The following is a 6,521-nucleotide window of genomic DNA, read 5'->3' on the forward strand; positions in this document are numbered from 1 at the left end:
TCCGCTTTCCATCATCATTTACGAAATCGGAGGCAGTATAATGCTGCAAAATTGCGGACGCAATTGCGCGCCGATGAGAAATTTGACTTGTCCCTTCAACCGGTTTTTTTACGAAAGCGCCTGGCGCTGATCGTAATCATCAAGACCGCCATCACCGTCAGAATCAGACCTTGTTTCCACAAATCCTGAAACTCGGCGCCGCGCAAAATGATGCCGCGAAAGATTTGAATCAGGTAGGTCGTCGGAATGATCCGGCTGACGTATTGGAAGAACACCGGCATGTTATCAATCGGGAAAATATAGCCCGACAAAAAGATCGAAGGCATCATCGTGCCGAAAGCCATCTGCGTCGCTTCCTGGTAAGTGCGCGCCTTCGTCGAGACCAGCGTGCCGAAGCCCAGCATCGTCAGAATGAACGGCGTGACCAGCAACAGCAAGAGCAGCACGTTGCCCTTGATCGGCACGCCGAAGGCCACTTGCATAAAGACAAGCAGGATCGAAATCTCAATATAAGCCACGACCGCATACGGCACGATTTTGCCGACCATCAGTCCCAGCGGCTTGACCGGCGTCATATACAACTGTTCCAGCGTGCCGCGCTCGCGTTCGCGCACGATGGAGATGGCCGTCATCAGCACAGTCATCATCTGCATTAGCACGGCGATCATGCCGGGGATCAGAAAGTTCGCCGAACGCGAATCGGGATTGAAGAGCATTTTCGGGCGCGCCTCAATGGGCAGCGTCGTCCTGCCGGAACCGGTTAATGACCGTTCCAACGATTCGCGCAGGGCAATTGCGTTAGAGACATTCAAGGCTTCGCCCGCAACCGAAGATTCCGAGCCGTCCACCAACACCAGGTAGCTGGCCGTTTCCCCGGCGAGCAAACGGCGCGAATAGTCGGGCGGAATCTTGATGCCCGCACGCGCGCGTCCGGCAATGATCTCGCGGTTGAGTTCCGCTTCTGAATTGACGTAAGCCACAATTTTGAAATCGTCGGAGTTGACGAAGCGGTCGAGCAGGCGGCGGGTTTCCTGCGTTTGCGCGGCGTCGTATACCGCCAGCGGAATGTGGCGCACGTTGGTATTGATCGCGAAACCGATCAATAACATCTGAATCATCGGCAGCACGACGGTGAAGAAGAGCGCCGTCGGATCGCGCAAGATGTGGATCGCTTCCTTGCGTAACACTGGCAGCAGCCCGCTGAAAGGATTGCCGCGCCGTTCGCGGAATTGCGGTTTGATGGCGTTCGCCGGTTGGTTAGCGGGTGCGACGTACATAATTGATTACTCGTTGAGCGCGCGCGTCAGGGTCACGAACACATCTTCCAGCGAAGGCAGAATAGAGCGAATCTCGACATCGTTGAACCCGTCGTGCGCCAAATCGGCGGTCACCTGTTCGGTCGTCACGGCGGCATCCATCAACAGATGGATGGCTTGGCCGAAAATCGTGGCGTTCAGCACGTAAGGCCGCCGCTTCACCGCTGCCAAGGCCGCTGCGGTGTGTAAGGTGTTGACCTCGATGCGCTGCGTGCCTGTGGGTGAAACCTCGGGAATCAGCTTCAACTCTTCTGGCGTGCCGTGTGCAATGAGCTTTGAAAGGTAAATGTAACCGACACGTCCGCAGCGTTCGGCCTCATCCATGTAATGCGTCGTGACAAAAAAGGTGACGCCCTGGCTCGAAAGCTGAAAGAGCAAATCCCACAGATCGCGCCGCGCCACCGGGTCAATGCCTGCGGTCGGCTCATCCAAAAACATCAGGCGCGGCTCGTGTATGAACGCGCAGGCCAGCGCCAGCCGCTGCTTCCAACCGCCGGACAGCTTACCCGCGCGCCGATCCAAATAGGGTTCCAAATGTGTCAGCGCAATCGCGTCATCCTTGCGCTTGCGCAAATACGCGCCCGCCAGCCCGTAAACGCCCGCGTAAAACTCAATGTTCTCTTTGACCGTCAGGTCTTCGTAAAGGCTGAACTTTTGCGACATGTAGCCGACGCGCTGGCGAATCTCTTCGGCATCTTTCACGCAATCGAAGCCCAACACCTGACCCGAACCCGCCGAAGGCAGCAACAAGCCGCAAAGCGCCTTGATGATCGTCGTCTTGCCCGAACCATTCGGCCCCAGGAAGCCAAAGATTTCGCCTTCCTCAACGCGCAGGTTGACGCGATCCACTGCCGTGAAATCGCCGAACCGAATCGTCAAATTGTCAGTAACGATGACAGACATAAAAAAAGTAGTCAGTAGTCAGTAGTCAGTAGTCGGTAGTTAGGAGCATTCGATTTCATTGGCGTCCAAGCAATTCAAGACTGACTACTGACTACTGACTACTGACTACTTCTCCAAAGTAACATCCGCCGCCATGCCCGCTTTGATTTTCCCGTCGCGGTTGTTGATGCGGATCTTGACGCCGAAGACCAGATGGTTGCGCTCATCGCGGCTTTGCACGTTGCGTGGGGTGAATTCGCCTTGGGTGTTGATTTGTTCGATCACGCCGTCAAAGTTTTCGTTGAAGGTGTCCACCTTAATTTTGGCGCGTTGCCCGAGGCGGACATTGCCGAGTTGCGGCTCTGGCACATAGATGCGCACAAAGAGTTGATCTTTTTCCAGCAGGCGGGCGACGGTTTGATTGGGCGTCAATAGATCGCCGGGGCGAATGGTCAGCACCTCTATGGTCGCCGCGGCAGGGGCCAGCACTTGCCCCTCGGCCAACGTCACTTTGAGTTGCTCCAAACGCGCCTGGGCCTCGGCCAATTGCGCGCGCGCGTCGGCAATCTCTTCGCTGCGCGGGCCGGCGAGCACCAGGCGTTCGGCTTCCTGTGCCTGACGAAACTTTTCTTCGGCGGCGCGCACGTCCTCCTTGCGACTGCCGTTGAGCAGCAAATCAAGCCGCTTCTTTTCGGCGTCGCGGCGCGCGCTTAGATTTTCCAGGCGAAAGCGCGCGGCATCGAGTTCCTGTTGCGCCACATCCCCGGTTTCGCGCAAACGTTGCACCCGTTGATAAGCCGTTTCGGCATTGCTGACATCGGCTGCCGCCGCCGCCACCGTGGCGCGGGCTTGTTCGATTTCTTCCGGGCGCGGCCAAGTGCGCACGGCTTCCAGCGTGGCGCGGGCGTTCTCGGTGGCGGCGTGCGCCTGGGCTTTCTCTTCCGGACGCGCGCCGCGTTCGAGCCGCTCCAACCGGGCGCGCTGCTGGGCAATGCGCGCGTCGGCCTGGGCGCGCTGCGCTTCCAACTCGGCAACGTCGAAGCGCACCAGCGGATCGCCCGCGTTGACTTGTTGGCCCTCCTCCGCCAGCACGGCTTGCACGCGCCCACCGGTTTTAGAGCCGACGCGAATTTCGCGTGTTTCAATTGTGCCGGAGAAAACCTGCGGCTGTTCTTTGCGGAAGCCGAAGCTGGTAGTGGTGCAACCGAGCCATAACAAAGAATAAATGCTGACGCCCAAGCGGGCCGCGACCCGGAACCCTCCTTTACTCATGCCGCCTCCTTCAGACGCAGGGCTGAACTGATTGATGTAAGTAAGTACATACTTACTAAGTAGCACAGCACGCCTGAAATGAGCAAGGGGTAGGGCGTAAACGCGTTCGCAGAGTTATGGGCGGCAGGCTGAGGTTGGATGTGGGCGTGGCTGGCAGTTCGGTGGAAACCTGCCGCACTGCCAGCCAATGCGCTGATTTATTTGACGACGATGGTGCCTGCCATGCCTTTGCCCGCATTGCCGCCGTGAAAGGCGCAATGGTAGGCATAGGTGCCGGGCTTCTCGAATTTGTAGCTGTAGGTTTCGTTTTCCTTCATCACCTTTGACGCAAAGGAATTGTCATCCGCCGTGACGGTGTGGGGTTTCGCCTCTTTGTTCGTCCACGTCACGGTCGCGCCTTTGGCGACGGTCAGGGTCTTGGGTTCGAATTGCGTATTGTTGATGCTGACTTCATTGGCCGCTGCCGCCGCCGCCGGTTGAGCCGCCCGCGCCAGCCACCAGGCGCCCAGCATCAAAACGCTGCCGAATAGCGCGGCCACCAGGGCCGTCTTCATTCGTCGATTTTTCATGTTTGAGCCTCCGCGAAAGAAAATTCTTCGCCCTTGAAACAAAACGCGCCCCGCTTCGCTCATCCGGGTTTTCAGTGGGGCGATTTGGCAGCTTGCCGAACCGCCCCACGCGAACAAGCATTCGACGGGACGCGCACGCTCAGAGAAACAGCTTGAAGCTGGACAAAAGAGCTATTGAGTTACTCGCTCTTTTTGCTCTTCTTGTCAGACTTCTTCATGTCTTTCTCTTCCTTCTTCATCATTTTTTTGGAGCCTTTGCTGCTCATATTGGCATTGTAGGGGGTAAATTTCTTGGGCAGCGGCGTGCCTGTTTTCGGCGAATTGACTTCGACGATGTCGCTCTTCATCGGCCCTAACAAGCCGAGCAATTCATTCTTTTCCGCCGCCGGGACATTGAATTTGTCGAGCGCACCCACCAGGTCTTCGACCAGCGCGTTGAATTCGCCGGCAGTCACACCCATATTCGCGTGCGTGGATTTCATGTCGCGTCCGGTGTATTGGCAAGGGCCGCCGCTGGCAAAACAAATTTGATCCACCAACTCCATTTTCAAACGCACCGGGTCGGATTTGCCGAACTTCTGATTGATGCGCGCATCCGCCAGGGCACGGCCCGCAAATTCATCTACGACCGCCGTGATGGCTTCTTTGCCGCCGAGGCGGTCGTAAAGTGATTTGGTTTGCGCCGCGGCGCTCAAGGAAAACGCCAGCAGCAGAGAAAAGCTGAGCACAGCCATTTTGAGATTTCGCATTTTGTTGCCTCCAAAGTAACAGGTTCGAGTCAGGTTGCAGGCTAGCGCCTGCCGGGAAGATAAGTAGTAAACACCAGCGGCTGCGCGCCGCTTTCTTACACGATCCCCACATCTTCGGGGACGTGACATTGTTTGTGGTTCATTCGGCGATACGCAAACAAGTTAGGTGTTGGATTGCTGCGCCCGCAAGAATTTTGCCGGGGGCCTTGTCTATGCAGATGTTTTGGCATGTGCTTGCTGCTGCAAGCGCCGCTGGGCTTCCAATTGCAAACGCGGCAAACCGGTGGACATCGCCCAATGATGATTCCACTCGAAGATGGGTTTGAGTAACGGCGACAGCCAGCGCAGCAACGGTTTGTCCGCGCGCAAGCGCCAATCGAAAGTGATGTGCGTCGTCGCGCCTGCCTCTTCCAACCGCCACACACCGCGCCCTACGAAATCGCCTTCCGCGCGAATTTCGATCAAGCGCGGCGCTTCGTAGCGCTCCGAGATGGCCGTCCAGCGTAGCTTGTACGGTAGCCAGCCTTTCGTCAGCAATTCCACGCGGTCGCCGATACGATCGGCGCGGCCCGCGGGAATCGAGTTCGCCGCCAGATAAACATCGGGCCACCATTGCGGATAGTCTTTGCCTTCTTGCAGGATTTCGTAGAGCACCTGCCGGGGCGCGGCGACCTCCCATTCAGTTAAGAACTGGTATTCATTGGCGGGCATTGGTTTGATTCCTCCGCTGGCGTTTACGGTGGCAGGTATGGCGGCGGATTTATTTGAAGCCTGTGCATAAATCGGCGGGGCCTTTGGAGTGCGGTAGCTCGGTACCGCTTTGGTAGTCCTCCCCGCTTTTCGCAGACTGCCGGGACACTAAGGCGCAGTGGGCTAGTTCCCAACATGAACGCAAGACCACCAAGGGACTACCAAAGCGGTACCGAGCTACCGCACTCCAAAGGCTCCGCCATCTCAAGTGATTGATTGCGCTCAACTTTAATTTGCACACGCTTCATTTATTTGTGAACCGGAGCGCGGACGCCCTATCCGCGCTCCCTCTTGAGTGCTTTACTGCGCCATCGGCGTCACGACAAATTCGTCAAAGTAACTGAGGCTGTCCGTCTTTGACCACAAGCCAACCTTGCCCGTGACCGGCTCTGTCAGCGTGTAATCAAGCAGTTGTTTGTCGTCCAGCCAGCCCGTGAGTTGCGTGCCGTGCACGGCGATTTTGATCGCGTGCCAGGTGTTCAATTCCAGCGGCACATTCTCGGTGCCCTTCTTGACGAACTTGCGCACACCTTTGTTAAACGTCCAGAGCACGAGATTGTCTTCCTTGCCATTGAACCGCACTGTCAGGTAATCGCCGTTCTGTTTCAGGTTGAAGAGAATGCCCGCGCACTTGTCGAGCTTGCCGGAGATCATTTTGAATTTCACGCTGATCTCGCCGTTCTGAAAGTCGGGAATGTCTTTGGCGACCGAATAGGGAAAGTAGGCAAACGCCTTGACGTTATCAATGAAGTCTTCGTGCTTTGAGCCGTAAATGGCACGCGCATTTTCGGCCAGACTGCGCGAAGGATTGCCGCGTAGCCATTCGCGTCCGTCCGCCGCATAAACTTTCGGCTCATGTGTAACCAGTTTGCATCGTTGCTGTCCGGCACATTCGTCGAATGAGCATCGCATTGATGCGTTTGGCGTTGTACATGGCTTCATAGGTCGCCACGTAGTCTTTGAGATAACGCTTGTGGACACCG

At 56.8% G+C, this 6,521-nt stretch carries 7 protein-coding genes; all 7 read right to left on the reverse strand.

Annotated elements, in window-relative coordinates; all coding sequences use genetic code 11:
* Positions 1 to 95: 95 nt before the first annotated feature.
* The 7 genes from HY011_25085 to HY011_25115 all read right to left on the reverse strand — a co-directional run bounded on the left by HY011_25085 (position 96) and on the right by HY011_25115 (position 6,405).
* The gene (locus HY011_25085) at positions 96 to 1,277 is read right to left on the reverse strand and encodes an ABC transporter permease (protein ID MBI3426218.1); all 1,182 of its coding nucleotides are present in this window, start codon (positions 1,275 to 1,277) and stop codon (positions 96 to 98) included.
* A 6-nt stretch (positions 1,278 to 1,283) separates the two neighbouring features.
* Entirely contained in the window at positions 1,284 to 2,219 is a 936-nt protein-coding gene (locus HY011_25090) for an ABC transporter ATP-binding protein (protein ID MBI3426219.1), read from the reverse strand.
* A gap of 105 nt (positions 2,220 to 2,324) precedes the next feature.
* A complete protein-coding gene (locus HY011_25095) occupies positions 2,325 to 3,470 on the reverse strand; it encodes an HlyD family efflux transporter periplasmic adaptor subunit (GenBank protein ID MBI3426220.1) in 1,146 nt (381 codons plus the stop codon).
* Between the two features lie 197 nt (positions 3,471 to 3,667).
* Positions 3,668 to 4,039, reverse strand: a complete 372-nt coding sequence (locus HY011_25100) for a cupredoxin family copper-binding protein (protein MBI3426221.1) — start codon at positions 4,037 to 4,039, stop codon at positions 3,668 to 3,670.
* A 179-nt stretch (positions 4,040 to 4,218) separates the two neighbouring features.
* Positions 4,219 to 4,788: a group 1 truncated hemoglobin gene (locus HY011_25105; protein ID MBI3426222.1), complete on the reverse strand. Its 570-nt coding sequence runs from the start codon at positions 4,786 to 4,788 to the stop codon at positions 4,219 to 4,221.
* A 210-nt stretch (positions 4,789 to 4,998) separates the two neighbouring features.
* Complete coding sequence (locus HY011_25110) at positions 4,999 to 5,499, reverse strand: SRPBCC family protein (protein ID MBI3426223.1); 501 nt, start codon at positions 5,497 to 5,499, stop codon at positions 4,999 to 5,001.
* A gap of 339 nt (positions 5,500 to 5,838) precedes the next feature.
* Entirely contained in the window at positions 5,839 to 6,405 is a 567-nt protein-coding gene (locus tag HY011_25115; GenBank protein ID MBI3426224.1) for a hypothetical protein, read from the reverse strand.
* Positions 6,406 to 6,521 lie beyond the last annotated feature (116 nt).

This window comes from Acidobacteriota bacterium, from assembly GCA_016196035.1.
Lineage (GTDB): Bacteria > Acidobacteriota > Blastocatellia > RBC074 > RBC074 > JACPYM01.